The 17,261-nt window shown below is 59.5% G+C and carries 16 protein-coding genes and 2 tRNA genes; 4 read left to right on the forward strand and 14 right to left on the reverse strand.

The genetic code is table 11. The features are described from left to right. Window position 1: 1 nt before the first annotated feature. The 7 genes from HER32_RS09915 to HER32_RS09945 form a co-directional block, all read right to left on the reverse strand. Complete coding sequence (locus tag HER32_RS09915; protein WP_168681762.1) at window positions 2–979, reverse strand: hypothetical protein; 978 nt, start codon at window positions 977–979, stop codon at window positions 2–4. 30 nt (window positions 980–1,009) lie between these two features. Next, window positions 1,010–1,339, reverse strand: coding sequence for a preprotein translocase subunit YajC (gene yajC, locus HER32_RS09920; protein WP_168681763.1), 330 nt, complete (start codon window positions 1,337–1,339; stop codon window positions 1,010–1,012). A 145-nt stretch (window positions 1,340–1,484) separates the two neighbouring features. After that, a complete protein-coding gene (locus HER32_RS09925) occupies window positions 1,485–2,012 on the reverse strand; it encodes a DUF1573 domain-containing protein (protein ID WP_149070359.1) in 528 nt (175 codons plus the stop codon). A 221-nt stretch (window positions 2,013–2,233) separates the two neighbouring features. Further along, on the reverse strand, window positions 2,234–3,238 hold the full coding sequence (locus HER32_RS09930; RefSeq protein WP_149070358.1) for an isocitrate/isopropylmalate dehydrogenase family protein: 1,005 nt from the start codon (window positions 3,236–3,238) through the stop codon (window positions 2,234–2,236). Between the two features lie 101 nt (window positions 3,239–3,339). Further along, complete coding sequence (locus HER32_RS09935; RefSeq protein ID WP_149070357.1) at window positions 3,340–3,654, reverse strand: YtxH domain-containing protein; 315 nt, start codon at window positions 3,652–3,654, stop codon at window positions 3,340–3,342. Between the two features lie 128 nt (window positions 3,655–3,782). Then, a complete protein-coding gene (nusB, locus tag HER32_RS09940) occupies window positions 3,783–4,967 on the reverse strand; it encodes a transcription antitermination factor NusB (RefSeq protein ID WP_149070356.1) in 1,185 nt (394 codons plus the stop codon). 121 nt (window positions 4,968–5,088) lie between these two features. Then, window positions 5,089–6,180 carry a Glu/Leu/Phe/Val dehydrogenase dimerization domain-containing protein gene (locus tag HER32_RS09945; protein ID WP_149070355.1) on the reverse strand — a complete coding sequence of 364 codons (1,092 nt, stop codon included), beginning with the start codon at window positions 6,178–6,180 and terminating at the stop codon, window positions 5,089–5,091. Window positions 6,181–6,488: 308 nt separating this feature from the next. Between HER32_RS09945 and HER32_RS09950 the strand changes: the two genes are divergently transcribed. Continuing rightward, a complete protein-coding gene (locus tag HER32_RS09950) occupies window positions 6,489–8,279 on the forward strand; it encodes an ABC transporter ATP-binding protein (RefSeq protein ID WP_168681764.1) in 1,791 nt (596 codons plus the stop codon). 111 nt (window positions 8,280–8,390) lie between these two features. Here HER32_RS09950 and HER32_RS09955 read toward each other — a convergent pair whose 3' ends face one another. Together HER32_RS09955 and HER32_RS09960 are read right to left on the reverse strand one after the other, a co-directional pair. After that, window positions 8,391–9,530 (reverse strand): NAD(P)/FAD-dependent oxidoreductase, encoded by a 1,140-nt coding sequence (locus HER32_RS09955; protein ID WP_168681765.1) that lies wholly within the window; start codon window positions 9,528–9,530, stop codon window positions 8,391–8,393. Window positions 9,531–9,608: 78 nt separating this feature from the next. Continuing rightward, window positions 9,609–10,139 carry a T9SS type A sorting domain-containing protein gene (locus HER32_RS09960; protein ID WP_168681766.1) on the reverse strand — a complete coding sequence of 177 codons (531 nt, stop codon included), beginning with the start codon at window positions 10,137–10,139 and terminating at the stop codon, window positions 9,609–9,611. Between the two features lie 212 nt (window positions 10,140–10,351). Here HER32_RS09960 and HER32_RS09965 point away from each other — a divergent pair. Then, window positions 10,352–10,425: transfer RNA gene (locus HER32_RS09965), tRNA-Pro, on the forward strand. Window positions 10,426–10,516: 91 nt separating this feature from the next. Continuing rightward, window positions 10,517–10,590 (forward strand) — tRNA-Pro (locus tag HER32_RS09970). A gap of 189 nt (window positions 10,591–10,779) precedes the next feature. Here HER32_RS09970 and HER32_RS09975 read toward each other — a convergent pair. From HER32_RS09975 to HER32_RS09990, 4 genes are all read right to left on the reverse strand, one after another. Then, the gene (locus HER32_RS09975; protein ID WP_149070351.1) at window positions 10,780–11,304 is read right to left on the reverse strand and encodes a hypothetical protein; all 525 of its coding nucleotides are present in this window, start codon (window positions 11,302–11,304) and stop codon (window positions 10,780–10,782) included. A gap of 19 nt (window positions 11,305–11,323) precedes the next feature. Beyond that, window positions 11,324–13,096, reverse strand: coding sequence for an ABC transporter ATP-binding protein (locus HER32_RS09980; RefSeq protein WP_168681767.1), 1,773 nt, complete (start codon window positions 13,094–13,096; stop codon window positions 11,324–11,326). A gap of 76 nt (window positions 13,097–13,172) precedes the next feature. Further along, window positions 13,173–13,964 (reverse strand): tRNA pseudouridine(38-40) synthase TruA, encoded by a 792-nt coding sequence (gene truA / locus HER32_RS09985; protein ID WP_149070349.1) that lies wholly within the window; start codon window positions 13,962–13,964, stop codon window positions 13,173–13,175. A gap of 109 nt (window positions 13,965–14,073) precedes the next feature. After that, entirely contained in the window at window positions 14,074–15,276 is a 1,203-nt protein-coding gene (locus HER32_RS09990; RefSeq protein WP_168681768.1) for a thiolase family protein, read from the reverse strand. A 91-nt stretch (window positions 15,277–15,367) separates the two neighbouring features. Between HER32_RS09990 and HER32_RS09995 the strand changes: the two genes are divergently transcribed. Beyond that, window positions 15,368–15,835 carry a DUF4293 domain-containing protein gene (locus HER32_RS09995; RefSeq protein WP_168681769.1) on the forward strand — a complete coding sequence of 156 codons (468 nt, stop codon included), beginning with the start codon at window positions 15,368–15,370 and terminating at the stop codon, window positions 15,833–15,835. Between the two features lie 71 nt (window positions 15,836–15,906). Here HER32_RS09995 and HER32_RS10000 read toward each other — a convergent pair whose 3' ends face one another. Continuing rightward, a complete protein-coding gene (locus HER32_RS10000) occupies window positions 15,907–17,097 on the reverse strand; it encodes a DUF4476 domain-containing protein (RefSeq protein ID WP_168681770.1) in 1,191 nt (396 codons plus the stop codon). Between the last annotated feature and the right edge of the window lie 164 nt (window positions 17,098–17,261).

The raw sequence follows: 17,261 nt of genomic DNA on the forward strand, positions 1-17,261 counted from the left end.
GTTAGTGGCGGGCGCGGTGCGTGGATAACGATACCCGCACCAAGGGCGTGAGCAGGCGGGCACCGCGCACAGGCGGCTGCGTCGGCATCAGCAGCGGCTGGAGCGTAGAATCCGCGGGGCGCAGCTGGCCAAAGTCCAGCAAGGCCCGCACCTGCTTCATGTCTAAGCGGGGCGTGTCTTCCGCAAAGCTCTGCACTTCCACGCGCAGCATCACCGGCCGGATGGTGTAAGGCTGGCCCACCGGAAAGTTGTGCAGGGCCGGCATCACCGAAATAACCTGGCTTACCAGGGGGCGGGGCTGCAGGCGCACGCGCACGTCCTGCACGTTCGTCGTCACGAGGCGGGGCCCCCCAATGGGCACCCGGATGCTGCCACTGCTGCTGCCGGCCGGGGCCTGGGGCAAGTGCACCAGGTAGGGACTAGATAGTCGCGCAATTACCTGAGAAGGCCCCCGGAAGGAAATACTATCGGGCTCGAACCGGGCGACAAATGGCAAGGCGGCCCCATCGGCGGTAGGGCTGAGCATGAGCGGCAGGCGCCGCGTTACCAGCCGGTCGAACTCCACGAAAATGGTGTCCGTGAGGACGTAGTTCAGCTGCAGGCCTTCCATGGCTGCCAGCAGGGAAGGGCGCATTTGCTGAGCCGCCACGAAGCGGGTAGACGGCAGACGCTCCAGTTGAATTTCGGCGGGGCGCACGTCCAGCATCAGGGAGCGGCGCAGCAGCTTCCAGCCCCGTCCGGTTACGTTCACGGCTACTTCCCGCGGCAACGGCTGCACCGGCACGTAGCGCCGGGCGTCGTAGCGCCATTCCAGCGGATACGTGATGCGCGTGGTGTAGACCTTGTTGAGGGCGTTAAGCAGCCAGAAGGTAGACGCAGCCAGAAAGCACGCCGTAATAGCCCGCCAATAGCTGCGCTCCTGCCCGGAAAACGGGCCGATAAACCAGCGGGCAATATTTCGGCTTCTCAGGAGCGGCACATCGTGCGGGGCTTATCGGTGATGGGGCAGTTACGCCGTGGGCTCAGTGGTAGCAGCCGGGGCTGCCGTGCCGGCCTGCCGGGCCACGGCGGAGCGGTCGAAGCGCAGGCGCAGCCCCCGTTCCACTTCCAGCACTACGGTTTCGGGCGTCACGTCCACCACTTTGCCGTGCAGGCCGCCAATGGTTACCACGTTGGTTCCTTTGGCAATGCTTTCCCGGAACTTCTTGGCTTCACTGGCGCGGCGCTGCTGCGGCCGGATCATGAAGAAGTACACAATCACGGCAATAACAACCGGAAAAAGCAGGGAGGTATAATTCTCGCCCGCGGGAGCAGCCTGTAGAAGAAGCGTCAGAAACATGAAAAGGAATGTGCTAATTGGGGTGAATGTGCTTCACTTCGCTAATGTGATAATCTAATGTGCTGAGGTGGAGAATGTGCTGAGGTGCTAATGAAAGAACAACCATTAGCACCTCAGCACATTCTCCACCTCAGCACATTAAAAACTACTGCCGAACCGGACCGGCCGAGGCGTCGGCCAGGATGTTGGTCTTGATGACAATCTTGTTGACGCTGGGCTGGGTGTTTGCCTGGATGGAAATTTCCTTGTGCTGCACGCCCGATTTGCCCTGGCTATTGAACTGCACGTCGATGGTGCCTTTCCCGCCGGGCTGGATGGGCTCCTTGGTCCAGTTAGGCGTGGTGCAGCCACAGGAGGCCACCGCGTTGCTGATCAGCAGCGGCGACTTGCCGGTGTTGGTAAACGAGAATGTGTGCTTTACCACGTCGCCGGGCTTAATGTCGCCAAAGTCATGCTCGGTTTCGGCGAAGGTCATCACCGGGGCGTTGGGGTTCGGCGTTTCCGATTCGGCCGTGGCGTTGGGGTTATCCACCGTGGGGTTGGCAGCGTCGGCTGCATAGGTAGCGGCGGCGTTCATGCCTTCCGTGCCTTCGGCAGCAGCTTTGTCGCGGTTGCAGGCGCCCATAAACAGGCCAGCCGACAGCAACAGCGCAGAAAACAGGGTACGTTTCATAAGAAAGCGAGGTGAGGGTAAGCAGCCCACGGGCTGCTCATCAGGTTAGAATTCAAATGTACAGCTTGTAGGCCGAAAACGAGTTGCCAGGGATTAGTTGCTCGTGGTCAATGTCAAACACCCGAAAATGCGTTGTCAGTTGCTTGGTGCCCGTGGTTAGGCCGCAAAAAGGCCGTTTACGCACGCACAACAAGCAACTGACAACAACTGATACGCTCCGCTTACTTGCCGAGGTTATCGATAATGGCCTGCGCAAACTCGCTGGTAGAGGCTTTGCCGCCCAGGTCGCCAGTGCACTTTTCCTTGTCTTTCAACGTCAGCTCCAGGGCTTTTTCCAGCTTGTCGGCGTGCTCATGCTCACCAATGTGGTGCAGCATCATCAGGGCCGAGCGCAGCAGAGCCGTGGGGTTGGCTTTGCCCTGGCCAGCAATGTCGGGGGCCGAGCCGTGTACGGCTTCGAAAATGGCCATATCGTCGCCGATGTTGGCGCCGGCTACCACACCCAGGCCGCCTACCAGACCGGCGCACAGGTCGGAGAGGATGTCGCCAAACAGGTTGGTCGTCACCACCACGTCGAACTGCTCGGGCTTGTTCACCAGCTGCATGCACATGTTGTCGATGATCTTGTCCTCGAAGATGATGTGCGGAAACTCGTTAGCGGCTTCTTTGCCGGCGTTAAGCATGAGCGTGCCGGCCATTTTCAGGATGTTGGCTTTGTGGGCCAGCGTCACCTTCTTGCGGCCGTGCTTGGCGGCGTAGGCAAACGCCGCGCGGCAGATCTTGCGGGAGCCTTCCTTGGTGATGCGGTTAAATGAGTCGGCAATGCCCAGCCGCTCATCGTATACTTCCAAGCCCGAGTACAGGCCTTCGGTATTTTCGCGGAACAGCACCAGGTCGATGCCTTCGTAGCGCGTAACAATGCCGTCTGTGGTTTTGGAGGGGCGTACGTTCTGGTAGAGGTCGTACTTCTGGCGCAGGGTCACGTTGATGCTGCGGAAACCCTTGCCCACCGGCGTGGTAATTGGTCCTTTCAGGGCCACCCGGTTTTTCTCCAGCGACGTGAGTAGGGCCTGCGGAATCAGCTCGCCCGACTGGTCGAAGGTGGTTTGTCCCGCGTTTTGCTCTTCCCACTGCACCGGCACCTGGGCGGCCGCAAAAATGTCCGTTACAGCCTTGGTAATTTCCGGCCCAATGCCGTCGCCGGGGATAAGGGTGATGATATGCATCTTGGTATGAGAATGTGAAAAATGTGAGGAATGTGGAAAATGTGGTAAATAAGCCTTCTGGCTCATTTCAGCACATTTACCACATTCCTCACATTTTCTGGTTACAGCGTGGTTCGCCGGGAATTGATCTGGTTGATGAGCTGATCAACGTCGCCGAGCAGCTGCTCCGCTTTGTCCTTGGCGTCCCGAATCACGCGCTGCCCTTCCGACTTGGCCGAGGAAGGCGCTACGTCGGTGCGGCTGGTGACCAGGCTTTCGGTCAGGTCGGCCAGGGTTTCGCGGTATTTCTCCAGCTGGTAGCTAAGCCAGCTGCGGGTTTCGCGGCCTTTTTCGGGGGCGTAGAGAATGCCTAGCACGGCCCCGGTGAGGGCCCCGCCGGCGAAGCATAGAATGCCGGTAGTGGTTTTGCTACCCATAGTGCAGAAGATGAGTACAGAGGTGGGAAAGAGAACTGGCCTTACTACGCAAAACTCAGCGTTTGGGTACCGGCCCGGGAAAGTATCGGGGGTGAATATAGAACATGAACCATACTCGCCCTAGTCCGCTACTGATTATCCAGTAGGCCGCGGCCCGATTTGCGGATGGCTCCGCTGGCCGTTAGCTCCTGCGCCAGCTTGTCCAGAATGCCGTTGATGAACTGCTTGCTTTTGGGCGTGCTGTAGAGCTTACTGATTTCGATGTATTCGTTGATGGTCACTTTCACGGGAATAGCCCGGAAGAGGTGCATTTCGCACAACGCCATTTTCAGGATAATCTTATCCGTCAGGGCCACGCGCTCCACGTCCCAGTTCTGCGCCGACTCGGCAATGAGCTTCTCGTACTTGGCGTCGTCGTCCAGCGTCTGTTTGTAAAGACTTTCGGCAAACTCCTTGTCATCCTGCCAGTTGGCCGACAAAGACATGAGCTCCAGCTCCTCGGTGGCGGCTTCGTCCAGCATCTTCACCGTCTTCAGCACCAGGCTTTTCACGATGGGCCGATTTTCCTCCCAGTTCAGGTCATCTTCTTCCAGGAAAGCCGGCAGGGCCGTGCCCTTAAACACGTACTCCTTGAAGAAGTACTTTAGTATTTCCTGGTCGGCGGCGTAGTCGCCGGCCGGGGCAGCCAAGTAGCTCTGTACTTCAGTGTCGTTGCGGATTTCATTGCGCCAGGCTTCGCGCAGGGCCTCCATTTCTTCCGCTCCGCTCCAGTCCATGCGGCGGCGGATGGTCAGGTCCTGCAGCTGCTTGTTGTCGGCCAGCTTCTGGAACACGGGGTTTTCCTCCAGACGCGTGGTATCGAGGCGGGCTTCCTTGGGAGCCGTGTAGCGCCGCGACTCCCGGCTTTTCTCTTCTTCAAACACCTGCAGCAAAGCCGAAGGCAGATTCAGCAGGTGAATGTACTGATCGTGGATGCTCTCGGCCGCGTGCACCAGCTGGCCCCCGTAGAAACCAGCGTCCTTGGCTTTGTTTTTCTGGTAGAAGCTGATGGCCTCCCGCACCGCATTGTTCACGTCCTTATCGTCCGTGGCTTCGGGCTCCTCGCCGTTCTTGTACCACTCCTTAAACATCACCTCGGCCATTTTGCGCTGGCCCTGCAGTACGCGGCGGTCCTGCGGTTCGGGGGAGTTCAAATCGGGCGCAAAGTCATCCGCGAAGCGGTCAATAGCTAAAAGCATATCCGAGCCTTCGGCCTGATGGTAGGCGTACAGGGCCTGCATGACCTTGATGCGGAGCGTGCGACGGTTGAGCATGGGTTGTTGGGGGCTTAGGGTCTTGGGGACTTAGGGTCTTGATTGCCGTTGGAATTGTCCGGTGCATTTGCCGCACCACAAAATCCAAGCCCCCAAGACCCCAAGACCCTAAGTCCCTTTTTTAATAGGTTGATTTGACTTTGCCGAGGGCCGCAATGCGTTCCTCAGCCTGCCGGATGGCAGCATGTTGGGGGTGACTCTGCTCCTGCTCGGCGCGCTGGAATACCTGCAGGGTGAAGTCGTAGATTTTTTCGGTTTGGGTAAGGGCCGACTGGCGGCTGCCGCCTACCACCTCGGAGTACACGTTGATCAGGCCACCGGCATTGATGAGGAAGTCGGGGGCGTACAGGATGCCGCGCTCTACTAGGCCGGGGCCGTGTACTTCCTCATCCTTCAGCTGGTTGTTGGCGCAACCCGCCACAATGCGGCACTTCAGCCGGTCAATCGTGTCGTCGTTGATGGTGGCCCCCAGGGCGCAGGGCGAGTAGATGTCCACGTCCTGGTCGTAGATTTCGTCGAGGCTCACGGCTTTGGCGCCAAAGCGGGCGGCGGCCTCCAGGGCGCGGTCTTCGTAGTAGTCCGTCAGCACCAGCTTGGCGCCTTCTTTCTGCAGGTATTCGAGCAGGTAGGTGCCCACGTGGCCCACGCCCTGCACGGCAATGCGCTTGCCCGCCAAGGAGTCGGAGCCGTACATTTTCTTGGCAGCAGCCTTCATCCCCATATAGGTGCCGTAGGCCGTTACCGGCGACGGGTCGCCGCTGCCGCCCATGCTCTCGGGCAGGCCAGCTACGTGCTTGGTTTCCATCCGGATGTACTCCATGTCCTTGGTGGTCATGTTCACATCTTCGGCGGTGATGTACTTGCCGTTCAGGTTTTTCACGAAGCGGCCGAACTTGCGCAGCAGGGCCTCAGTCTTCATGGTTTTGGCGTCGCCGATGATGACGGCCTTGCCACCGCCCAGGTTCAGACCCGAAATGGCGGCTTTGTAGGTCATGCCGCGCGAGAGGCGCAGCACGTCGTTCAGGGCTTCGGCGTCGGAGGCGTAGTGCCACATGCGCGTGCCGCCCAGGGCCGGGCCCAGCACGGTGTTGTGGATGCCAATGATGGCGCGCAGGCCCGTTTCCTGGTCGTGGCAGAAAACGACTTGCTCATGCTGATGCTCGGCAATCTGGCCGAAGACCGACGTATCGGTCAGGGTTTGTACTTCTACCATTGGGTGGGAAGAAATAAAAGGGTGGGTGGGAAATGTGGGGTAGTGGGAGGCGGTGATACTATCTTTGGGACGCCGCCCGCATAACGGGCGAGTGGCGGGGCCGAAACGTTGCACCATCCAAAGCAGTAGTACGGAAAACGGCGGGGTGACGAACGTCTTTCCCCGGCTTCGGTCCGCCCTTTTGGCGCTGGTTTGGGCCCTGTCCCAATTCGGGTGCAAAAGTAACCCATTTTCCGGTCCCGGTCATTGCCGGCCGTCATCAAACCGTTACGCTTTGCGGCGGTTTCCTGTCTTTACCTTCCTCAACTGTGCGCGCTTTAGCTTCTACCAACAAATACCTGTTTCGCTATAAGTGGCATTTCCTGGGCGGGGTGCTGTTCGTGGCGCTGAGCACCTTGCTGGCCATTTTCCCGGCTCAGATTGTGCGCTACGCCTTCGACCTCGTAGGTGAGGGCATCGACCTGTACCACTTGTATGCCGGCACCCAGGCCCAAAGCTTCGTGTATGAGCTGTTTGGGCGCAACGTGCTGCTCTATGGCCTGCTCATTGTGTTGATGGCACTGCTGCGCGGCATCTTCCTGTTTTTCATGCGCCAGACGCTTATCGTGATGAGCCGGCTCATTGAAAACGACCAGAAAAACGAAATCTACCAGCACTACCAAAGCCTGCCACTGGCTTTCTACCGCCGCCACAGCACCGGAGATTTGATGTCGCGCATTTCCGAGGACGTGGGCCGGGTGCGCATGTACATCGGGCCGGCCATCATGTATTTTCTGCAGCTGGTGGTGCTGTTCGTGCTCATTGTGCCGCTCATGCTGATGGTGAACGTGAAGCTGACGCTCTACACGCTGCTACCGCTGCCGGTCCTGAGTGTCAGCATTTTCTACGTCAACAACCTGATTGAGAAGAAGTCCGACGAAATTCAACGCTCCCTGGCTAGCATGACGACGTTCGTGCAGGAAGCCTTTTCGGGTATTCGGGTGCTGAAGTCGTTTGTGCGGGAGGAGGACTCGCACCGGCAGTTTGCGGTGGCGTCTGAAGACTATAAGCAGAAGTCTCTGAGTTTGAACTTCGTGAACTCCTTGTTTTTTCCGCTGATCCTGTTTCTGGTGGGCCTGAGCACCATCATCACGGTGTGGGTGGGCGGCCAGGAAGTTATTCGGGGCACCATCACCACGGGCAGCATTGCCGAGTTCCTGATTTACGTGAACCTGCTCACCTGGCCCGTCACGGCCTTGGGCTGGACCTCGTCGTTGGTGCAACGCGCTGAGGCTTCCCAGGCCCGCATCAACGAGTTCCTGCACCAGCAGACGGACATCGTCTCGCGCCAGAACCTGGCCCAGGAAATCCAGGGCGACATCGTGTTCGACCACGTTTCCTTTACGTATCCCGACACCGGTATTCAAGCCCTGAAGGACGTGTCGTTCCGCATCCGGCCGGGCCAGACGCTGGCCGTCATCGGCAACACCGGCTCGGGCAAAAGCACTATTGCCGTGCTGCTCTGCCGCCTGTTCGACGTGACGGAGGGCAGCATTCGGATTGATGAAGCCGACGTACGCGACTTTGCCCTGACTTCCCTACGGGAACAGATCGGCTACGTGCCCCAGGACGTGTTCCTGTTTTCCGACTCCATCCGCAACAACATCAACTTCGGCCTCGACCAGCCCAACGAAGCCCGGATGCTACAGGCCGCCAAGGACGCCAACGTGCACGAAAACATCCTGCGCTTCCCCGAGGGCTACGACACGAAAGTGGGCGAGCGGGGCATTACGCTTTCCGGGGGCCAGAAGCAGCGCGTAAGCATTGCCCGTGCCCTGGTGAAGGAACCCAAAATCCTGATTCTGGACGATTCGCTATCGGCGGTAGATACGAACACCGAAAACGCCATTCTGGCCAGCCTGCAGCGCATCATGCACAACCGCACCAGCCTTATCATCTCCCACCGCGTGAGCTCCGTGAAGCTGGCCGACGAAATCCTGGTGCTCGACGACGGCCAGATTGTGCAGCACGGTACCCACGAGGTGCTCATGCAGGATGAGCAAGGCCTCTACCGCGCCCTCTACGAGCGTCAGCTGCAAAGCGAAGAAACGTCTCTTTAATGTGCTAATGTGTAGGCATGTGCTGATGTGCTAATGGTCGTTCTTTCATTGGCCCATCAGCACATTCTCCGCATTAGCGAAGCGCAGCACATGCCTACACATTCACCCACATTAGCACATTAATCTCGCAGCGCAGTAGCCGCTGCCGGTGCCCATGGCCACGCCCATACCATTGCAGCGCGCAGCCACGAAAATGCGCGGCTCTACTTCCTCGATAATGGGCTCCAGCTCTTCGCCAAAAGCCATAACCCCACTCCAGCGGTAGTCGATTCGGAGGCGCTGACCAGGCAGGATGACGGTAGTGAGCAAGTGCTCCAACTGCTCCTGCACCCGCGAGGTGAGGCCTGGTTGGGTGGTAGTTTCCGTGGCGAAATCCAGGTTACGGCCGCCACCCAGCAGCACCCGGTTGCCCACGTGGCGGAAATAATAGTAGCCTTCGTCGTAGTGAAAGGTACCCCGCAGGCGCAGGTTGGCAATAGGCTCCGTTACAAGCACCTGCCCACGTCCCGGCACCACATCCAGCGTCGGAAAAAACTGTTGGGTGAAGGCGTTGGTGGCCAGCAGCACCTGCCCGGCACCAATTGGACCGGCGGTGGTTTGCACGCGCACCTCGGCATCGGCACCGTCTATGGCCTCTACCGGGCAGCCGTGCAGCACCGTTACGCCGGCCTGCCAGGCCCGGCGCAGCAGTGCTTCCATCATGCGGCCCGTATGCAGGCTGCCCTCGGCGGCGTTTTCCAGCATAGCTTCCACGCCCGCCAGGCCCATAGTGCTTATCTGGCTGGTTGCATCCCGGAAAATCCGTTCGGCCCCGATGATAGGCGCCAAAAGCTGATTGTAATAGTCGATATGGGCCCGGCTGCGCTCAGCCATTGCCCGATCTTCCGGCCGAAACAGCTCAAAGCCCCCCACCCCTTCATACCCGCTAACCTCGTCGCCCAACAGGCCGCGCAGCCGCGCTAGCCCGTCCCAGCGGGCCTGCACTACGCGCAGCAGTGCGGCGGTGCCGCTTTTTTGCTCCTGGGCCAGCAGCTCTGAGATACTGCCGAAACAGGCAAAGCCCGCGTTTTTGGTGCTGGCCCCATTAGGCAGCAAGTCGCGCTCTAGCACGCACACCCGAGCTGTGGGCCGCAGCTGTCGGGTGTAGATGGCCGCCGACAAACCCACAATACCCCCACCGACAATTACCACATCATAGTAGCCCAGGAAGGTTTGCCGCTCCCAGTAGGAAAAATTCTGCTCTGCCATCATACCTCAAAAATAACAACCCATAAAAAAAGCCCGCCAACTACAGTTGGCGGGCTTTTTTTATGGGTTACAGCGTAGGGCCTACTTGCCCAGCATGACGCGCTTCATACCGGTACGCTCGCCGGAGGTGCACTTCACAATGTAGTAGCCAGCTGGCAGGTTGCTTACATCAATCGTGGCTACATCATCGCCCGAAACCAGGTCACTAGTTACCACGGGGCGGCCGGCTTCGTCGTTTACCTCCACACGGGTGGGACCGGTGGCATTGGTGCGCACCTGCATGCGTTTAGTAATGGGATTGTTTTCCAGGCGCACCTTCAGCGTGGTGCTGTTGGGGGCCGCCGGCGCCAGCTTGTCGCTGATCAGGACGGCCGGGGCCGGGGCTGCCGCAGATGAGGTAGCTGGGGCTGCTTTGGCGCCGGCTGCCAGCGGCTTGGCCGGAGCAGCCGCGGGTTTGGCCACCGTTGCGGCAGGTTTAGCTACGGGCTTGGCCGCCGCAGCTTTTGCCGTGGGCTTGGCTGCTGGTTTAGGCGCGGGCTTGGTTTGCGCACTGGCTACGTGCACGCCCAGCACCAATGTTAATGCGGCCAGAAACGAGGAGAAAGATTTCATAGGTGTTCGTAGTGAGCCGATAAACAGCAGAAGTAAAATTACGATTTTATGCATCCACTCTGCATAAACCAGGCCAGGAAATACTTTTTTTCTTTAAACCATTTCCCTGATTTTCAGCCGTCAGACGCTGCTTACCGCCCTTTTTTGAAATTTTATACTCCCGAAAGTTGGGTTTCTCCTACAAAGCCGCTTACATTTGCAACTCAATTCCTCGGGGTGTAGCGTAGCCTGGTATCGCGCCAGCATGGGGTGCTGGAGGTCGTAGGTTCGAATCCTGCCACTCCGACCGAAGAATTACTGTTCGAAAAGCCTCTGGGAACCCCACCCGGAGGCTTTTTTCGGCAGAAGAAGAGAGTAACAGCCCGTTGATTCATCAGCGGGGTGTAGCGCAGCCCGGTAGCGCGCGTCGTTCGGGACGACGAGGCCGTAGGTTCGAATCCTGCCACCCCGACACTGCTGCTCTCTTGCAAAAAGGCCCACTGACCCAAGTTCAGTGGGCCTTTTTCGTTTATTGCTTGGGCTCGGCACCGCCAGAGAGCCGGCCTTGGCCTTGCTAACTCCTCCATTACTACGGCCAGCTCAGGGCAGATAAAACAGGGCAGGGCGATTTTGGCCAACCCTTCGGCGGCCTGTTGCCGGGCTATTTTACCAGCGCCAGCACTTCTACCGGCCCCTGCGCTGGGAAACGCTCCACGTATACCTTGCCCAGCTTGATCTTCTCCTGCTCGGCGAAGTGCTTGATGCCGGAGTACAGCTTGTCGGGGGCTACCATATAGCTGGCCTGGACCCGCGCCCGCACCACGCGCTGGCCTCCACTGAAGGTGCTGTAGCGGTAGCCAGTAGGTAGGGTTTGTGAAGTGGTATCCGCCACGATAAGGCCCACAAAGGCTTTTACCGTATCACCGGCCGCTTCAGGGTCGTTATAATACACGTTACCCAGGTCGCCGCGCAGCTGGCCGCTTTCCTGGAGCTGGTGAGCCTGCCGGAACAGCGGACCGAAGTCTTTGCTATCGGCGCGGCCCTGGAAATAGCGGCCCGCCAGAAAGATAGGCTCCTTGGTCGTGAGCAGCTCCACTTCAGCAGTGGTGAACCCACCCAAGTAGGCATAAATGCCCGCTACAGTAGCTATTACAGCCAGGGAAAGCAACAGAAACCAACGGTTCATCCGGAAAAGTTAAGGGTGATTAAGCCAATGCATCTTTGTACTGCATCTGGTAGAGCTGGGTGTAGTAGCCGCCCAGGCGCAGCAGTTCCTCGTGAGTGCCGCTCTCCTTGATTTCGCCTCGGTCGAGCACGATGATGCGGTCGGCTTTCTGGATAGTGCTCAGACGGTGGGCAATAACGAGGGAAGTGCGGCCCTGCATCAGCTTTTCAATGGCTTGCTGAATCAGCTCCTCCGTCTCGGAGTCAACCGAGGAGGTGGCCTCATCCAGAATGATGATGCGGGGCTGATACACCATGGCCCGCACGAAGCTAATAAGCTGGCGCTGGCCCACGGACAATGTGGCGCCGCGCTCCATCACCTGGTAGCCCAGGTCGCCGGGCAGCCGCTCGATAAAGCGCCGAGCACCTACCAGGTCGGCGGCTTGCCAGATCTGCTCATCGGTGATGTCGGCGTTGCCCAGGGTGATGTTGTCCCGAATGGTGCCGGCAAACAGAAACACGTCCTGGAGCACCACGCCGATGTGGCGGCGCAGGTGCTTGAGGTCATACTCGCGCAGGTCGTGCCCATCGATGCGGATGGTGCCCCGGTTGATTTCGTAGAAGCGGCTGAGCAGGTTGATGATGCTGGTTTTGCCGGCGCCCGTGGCCCCCACGAAGGCCACCGTCTGGCCAGCCTGGGCTTGGAAGTTGATGTCGCGCAACACCCATTCTTCCTCGTTGTAGGCAAACCACACGTGGTCAAACTCCACGTCGCCGCGCAGGGTAGCAGGGGTGTAGGTGCCGTTATCGGCAATCAGCTCCTTGCTGTCCAAGAGCTTGAGCAGGCGCTCCGTGCTTACCAGGCCCAGCTGCAGGGTATTGAACCGGTCGGCAATCTGGCGGATGGGGCGGAAAAACAGCGCGTTATACATGATGAAGGCAATAAGTGCGCCCTTGGAAATGGTGCCCTCAATCTGGCCCTGGGCCGCGTACCACACCAACAGCCCCACCCCTACTGCCGCCAGCACCTCGGCCACCGGAAAGTAGATGCTGTAATACAGTACCGAGCGGATGTTGGCGCGGGTATGCTCACGGTTGATTTTCTCGAACTTGCGGAATTCGCGCTGCTCGTTGTTGAAGATCTGCACCACGTTCATGCCAGTCAGATGCTCCTGCACAAAGGAGTTGAGGCTGGCTACGGCCGTGCGCACTTCCTGAAACGACTTCTTGACCTTCTCCTTGAACACGTAGGTGCTGAACAGCAGCGGCGGAATAACGGAGAGGCTCACCAGCGTCAGGCGCCAGTCGATGTAGAACATGAAGGCCATGATGAACACCAACTGCAGGATGTCGCCAATCATGGCCGCCAGCCCTTCACTGAACACGTCGGACAGCGTTTCCACGTCGGAGATATTGCGCGTCACGAGCTGGCCGATGGGCGTGCGGTCAAAGAACTTCAGACGCAGGTCCAGAATGTGGCGGTAAAGGTCCACCCGAATGTCGCGCACGATGTACTGGCCTAGCCAGCCGCCAAAGTACGTTTGCAGGTAGCTGACCAGGGTGTGGGCCACCAGCAGCACAATCAGCAGCCCGAACATCTTGTTCACGCCCACCATGTCGCCCTGCTCGATGCTCACGTCCACCATTCGCTGAATGAGGAAGGGGCGCAGCGTGCCTAGGGCGGCGGTAGCAATGGTCAGAAAAATCAGGAAGTAGAAAATGCGCTGGTAGGGCCGCACGTACGTCATCAGCCGGCGCAGCACCTGCCAGTCGAAGATGTTACCGGTTTTGGTGGCGGTAGTGGCTTGCTCCATATAGTGCTAGGTAGTGAGGTAACAGGTAACAAGCGAGAAGCCCTATTGCTTTGCTCGCCCTAGTGCCATACGCCTGTTACGTACTGGCAAAGTACGGCAAACCCACGGGCAGGGTCACGTTGGCGACCAGCTCGGCGGGGTACTCTACGCGGCACAGGAACAAGCCCTGGGCCGCTGCCGCGCCGCTCGCGTGCACGCGCTGCAAGCTGCGCAGCACGTCGCCATACTGGGCCGGCGTGAGCTTACCCCGGCCTACATCCAGCAGGGTACCCACCACCAGCCGCACCATGCCCCGCACAAAACGGTTGGCCCGGATCTGGAACACCAGTCCGCCCGGTACGCGGTGCCAACCCGCCTCGTAGCAGTGGCAGCGGTAGTGCTTTTCGCTGCCTTTCACCTTCGAGAAGCTGGTGAAGTCATGCTCACCCACGAGAAAGGCAGCGGCTTCGTTCATGGCCTCCACGTCGGGGGCGCGGTCCAGGTACAGGGTGTGGGCCGGGGCGAATGGGTCGGGCACGAGGCGCACATGGTACTGGTAGGTGCGGGCGGTGGCATCGAAGCGGGCGTGGGCTGCGGCGGGCACTGGGTGCACGGCCAGCGCCCGGATATCCTGAGGCAGGGCCCGGTTGAGGCGGTAGAGAAGCGTAGGCAGGTCGAGGCTTTCGGGCACCTCGGCGTCGAAGTGCGCTACCTGGTGGCTGGCGTGCACACCCGAGTCGGTGCGGCCGCTGCCCAGGCAGTACACCGGCTGGCGCAGCACCTGCGAAAGGCGCCGATCCAGCTCCTGCTGCACCGTTACGGTATTGGGCTGAATCTGCCAGCCGTGGTACTGGGTACCGTCGTAAGCCAGGTGAAGAAAGTAGCGCACGAATAAATGGGTAAGAGTTGAAGGCTCTATGGCTAAAGTCGGACAGAAAGAGGGTAGCCGAGTCTGAAAACCCTGCTACCCTCCCGCTAACTGATATCCGGCTACCGCCTTATACCTTCTCGTAGATGACGGCGGCACCCTGACCTACGCCCACGCACATAGCGGCCAGGCCGTAGCGGGCCCCTTCGCGGCGCTGCATTTCGTGCACCAGGGTAGCCGTGATGCGGGCGCCGGAGCAGCCCAGCGGGTGCCCAATGGCAATAGAGCCCCCGTTCACGTTCAGCTTAGTGGTGTCGAGGCCCAGGTCGCGGATGCAGGCTAGGCTCTGGGCGGCAAATGCTTCGTTCAGCTCAATCAGGTCGATGTCGTCGAGGGTGAGGCCGGCGCGCTGCAGCACTTTGCGGATGGCGGGTACCGGCCCGATGCCCATGTAGGCGGGGTCGACGCCGGCCACGGCCGAGGCCACCACGCGGGCCAGAGGCTTTAGCTTGAACCGCTCCAGGGCCTCGTCGTTGACGAGCATCACGGCGGCCGCACCGTCGTTGATGCCCGCCGAGTTACCGGCCGTTACGGTGCCGTCCACGGGCTGAAAGGCGGGCTTGATGGTGGCCAGTTTTTCCAGCGACGACAGGCGCGGCTGCTCATCGGTATCGAACAGGGCCGCATCGCCCTTAGGCTGCTGAATGAACACGGGCACAATTTCGCGACGGAACCGGCCTTTCTCGTTGGCGCGCTGGTACTTTAGCTGCGAGTCGAAGGCAAACTGGTCCTGCTCCTCCCGGGTAATGCCGTAGCGCTTGGCCACGTTCTCCGCCGTTTCACCCATAGCAAACGGGTGATGCATTTTGGCCAGCTTGGGGTTCACAAAGCGCCAGCCCAGGGTAGTGTCGTGGGCGGTGAAGTCGCGGGCAAAGGCCGTGGAAGACTTGGCCACCACGAAAGGAGCGCGCGTCATGCTCTCGGCCCCGCCGGCCAGGTACACGTCGCCCTCCCCGGCTTTGATAGCCCGGGCAGCGTCGATGATGCTTTGCAGGCCGGAGGCGCAGAGGCGGTTTACAGTGTTGCCGCCTACTGATAGGGGCAAGCCGGCCAGCAGCGCCGCCATCCGGGCCACGTTGCGGTTGTCTTCGCCAGCCTGGTTGGCGGCACCCATGATGACGTCTTCAATAGCCGCTTTATCCACGGAGGGGTTGCGGCGGAGTAGCTCGCGCAGCACGTGCGCGGCCATGTCGTCGGGACGTACGCTGCTGAGCGCGCCGCCGAATTTGCCGATGGGCGTGCGGACGGCGTCCACGATATAGGCTTGGGGCATGGAAGTAAAATGCGGTTTTTCCGGTGGTTGTTGGCTACTTTTGCCGGCCCTGGCATGGCCAGGGCTTCGTTGAATCAATCAACCCACAAAGATGATACAAAGAATTCAAAGCGTATTCCTTCTGCTCCTGGCATTGGCCATGTTAAGTGTGGTATTCCTGCCGATCTGGTCGAAAACTGATCCGCTTTCCAATCAGGAAGTTGTGCTTACCGCCACCAAGCTCGCGTTTACCAAAGGTCAGGGCCCGACCACCAATACCTGGCCCATTGCGGCGCTGGCGGTAGCGGCGGCGGCCGTGGCCGTGTTCGAGATTTTTCAGTTCCGCAACCGGATTCGTCAGCACCAGATCGGTGTTTTCAACCTGTTGCTCATCATGAGCACCATCGGGGCAGGTTTTTACTATTCCAGTATTGGTGAGCGGCTCCTGAACATCAAAGTACCCGGCACCTTCGAAGCCGGCTTTTACCTGCCCACGCTGGCGCTGTTGCTCAACGTACTGGCTAACCGTTTTATCCGTCGCGACGAGAAGCTCGTGCGCAGCATGGACCGGCTTCGCTAACACCGTAGCCAAACAGAAAAGAAAGGCCCCCTTGTTCAAGGGGGCCTTTCTTTTTTGGGGTTTGTAGCCCACTACCGGCGGGGCTGCTGGCTTACGTATTCCTGGAGTTCCTTCACATTCGAGTTGAAGCTGAACAGCTCGTATACCTGGTAGAAGTTCTGGGGGTCGATGAGGCGGCCGTAGGCATACTTGGCCAGCGCTACCCGCTGGTCTTCAAAGCTGAAGACGCGCAGCAGACGCTTGAGGTCCTCGGTGCGCAGGGCCGCGCGGGACACACCATCCTGCAATATGACTAGCTTGTCTTTATCAAATGCCTTGCGCTCGGCCGCCCGCACTAGGGCTTCTACTTCCTGAGACTTCAGCACAACGGGATAGTTGTTGCGGTAGTCGTCGGCGGGGCGGCTTTGGGCGCTGTACTGCTGCAGTTCCTTTACGTTGGAGTCGAAGTTGAACAGCTCGTACACTTGGTAGAAGTTCTGGGGGTCGGCCACGTGCTCGTACGAGTACTTGGCCATTTCCAGGCGCTGGCTTTCAAAGTCGAAGCCTTTAAGCAGGCGCTTGAGCTCTTCCGTACGAATAGCCGACTGCGCCAGGGCTTCTTTGGCAATGGGCAGCTTTTCACTATTGAAGGGCTTTTTATCCAGCACCCGAAGCAGCGCGTCCACATCGGCGGAACTCATCAGGGAGCGGTACTGCCCGTTATAGTAGTCGGGGCGGCGGTCATCTTCCCGGTCATCCCGCCGGTCGTCGTAGCGCCCGTCGCGGTCCGGGCGGTCTTGGTCGCGGTTGCCATAGTTGCCCTCGCGGTCCTGGTCGCGGTTGTCGTAGCGGCCGTTGCGGTCATCGTCCCGGTCGTCGTAGCGCGGGTCGGGGTTGCCGTAGGGGCCGGGGTAGTCGTCGTAACGGGGGTTGCGGCGCCACTCCCCCCGCATCGGCACCGCAGAGGCTTTGCGCAGCACCGGGGCGTAACCCTGCCGGGTTACCAGCACGTAGTTCGTCTCGTAGCCGGCATCCAGGAATACTTTGGTGCGGTAGTTTACGTAGCCCCGGCCGGCCGGAATCCGAAACTCTGCCCAGTGGGTGCCGGGCCGCACCCGGTCGAGGTACACCTCGCGGGCTACGCGGCGGGTCAGCATGCGGCCGTCGAAAATCAGCTTGAACGGGATGCCTCGCTCGGAAATAAAGTTAACGTTGGCCGGAGCAGCCAAGAGTTGCGCAGCCCATAGCAGGAAGCTGCAGCAAAGAAGTAGTGCCTTTTTCATGGCAGAGCGCGTAAACCGGGCCGTGTAGCTGACCCTTGACAGGACATTTTCAAGGATTGTGCCAATCCGGAACTTTATCCGGACAAGGGCTGTTGCGGCCTCCTTTTCAGCCAGTATACTTCACAAAAAAAGCCTGTACAATGCGTACAGGCCTTTTTTAGTCA

Source organism: Hymenobacter sp. BT18 (assembly GCF_012273015.1).
GTDB classification, from domain to species: Bacteria; Bacteroidota; Bacteroidia; order Cytophagales; family Hymenobacteraceae; genus Hymenobacter; species Hymenobacter lutimineralis.